Origin of the sequence: Nocardioides panacisoli (assembly GCF_039537325.1) — a bacterium.
GTDB classification, from domain to species: Bacteria; Actinomycetota; Actinomycetes; order Propionibacteriales; family Nocardioidaceae; genus Nocardioides; species Nocardioides panacisoli.
Genome location: NZ_BAABAH010000032.1, coordinates 1 through 1,425, shown reverse-complemented (window position 1 = coordinate 1,425; position 1,425 = coordinate 1). Strand labels below are relative to the sequence as shown.

The 1,425-nt window shown below is 67.5% G+C and carries 1 protein-coding gene; it reads left to right on the top strand.

Translation table 11 applies throughout. The annotated features are described in order from the left end of the window. The first annotated feature begins 227 nt into the window (after positions 1–227). On the top strand, positions 228–1,406 hold the full coding sequence (locus ABD709_RS21355) for an IS110 family RNA-guided transposase (protein ID WP_344779083.1): 1,179 nt from the start codon (positions 228–230) through the stop codon (positions 1,404–1,406). The last annotated feature ends 19 nt before the right edge of the window (positions 1,407–1,425 follow it).

Below are 1,425 nucleotides of genomic sequence, written 5' to 3'. Positions count from 1 at the left end.
TCGGCTGCTTGTTTCATTGACCCCACGATCGGGGCTGACGAGGCTCGGTCGAGGTGCCCGGGGTTTGTCGCTCTCAATTCGGCTGCCCGCCTGCTGGGTGTGGCTCTCTTTTGGCCTGCGCTGCTCCGGGCACCGCAGGGCAGGAGTGGCTCAAGAAGGGATTGCTCTGCTCTAAGCAGCGGTGCCCTCCTGACCCGATCAAGTCGGATCTCAGGACGGAGGCATCGATGTCGAAGAATGAGCAGCGGGTCGTGATCGGGATGGACCCGCACAAGCGGTCGGTCACCATCGAGGTGATGACCGGTGATGAGAGCGTGGTCGGCGGCGACCGGTTCACCACGGACGTGACCGGCTATCGCCTGATGCTGGCAGGCGTTGACCAGTGGCCGAACCGGGTGTGGGCGATCGAGGGCTGCAACGGCATCGGCCGGCACGTCGCGATGCGGCTGGTTGCCGATGGTGAGCAGGTCATCGACGTGCCGCCGAAGCTCTCTGCCCGCACCCGCGTCTTCGCGACCGGGCAGGGCCGCAAGACCGACGTGACCGACGCGCACTCGGTCGCCCTGGTCGGGACCAGGATGAGCGGCCTGCGCCCGGTGGTCCGCGACGAGCAGCGCGAGGTGCTGCGACTGCTGGTCGACCGGCGCCGCTCGATCGGCGAGGAACACACCCGCAAGGTCAGCCAACTCCATGCCCTGCTCCTTGAGCTGGTCCCAGGCGGCGCGAAGAAGGACCTCTCCGCTGCCCAGGCCAAGAAGAGCCTCGCCGGCGTCCGTCCCCGCGACGTGGTCGGCAAGACCCGCAAGCGCGTCGCCGCCGAGCTGGTCGCCGACCTCGAGCGGCTCTACCTGCGCAAGAAGGCCGCGAACAAGGAGCTCCTCGAGCTGATCAAGGCGACCCGGACCGGGCTGCTGGAACTGCACGGCATCGGACCCTCCGGCGCGGCCCGGCTCCTCGTCGAGGTCGGCGACATCACCCGGTTCCCCGACCGCAACCACTTCGCGTCCTGGACCGGCACCGCGCCCATCGACGCCTCCTCCGGCGACCACGTCCGGCACCGGCTCTCACGAGGCGGGAACCGACAGATCAACAAGACGCTGCACATCATGGCCACCGTCCAGCTCCGCAACGCCACCGAAGGCCGCGCCTATTACGACCGCAAGAAGGCCACCGGCAAGACCTCCAACGAGGCAATGCGCTGCCTCAAACGCAGACTCTCCGACGCCGTCTACCGCACCCTGATCGCCGACCTCGCCAGGCACACAGCGACGGGCCCGGGAGGGCAACAGGGAAACGTCTCTGACTCCAGCGCGACCGGCTCACATCCCGATGCCAGCTCTTCGGACAAGCCACTCCGCGGACCCGCCACACAACACCCTAAACCCGCACTTCCGAAGGTGTCTTGACACAGAAGGGAGCCATGAG

What these genes read in the sequence shown, in the direction of transcription:
- ABD709_RS21355 (WP_344779083.1), top strand. Translation starts at nt 228, where the DNA reads ATGTCGAAGAATGAGCAGCGGGTCGTGATCGGGATGGACCCGCACAAG.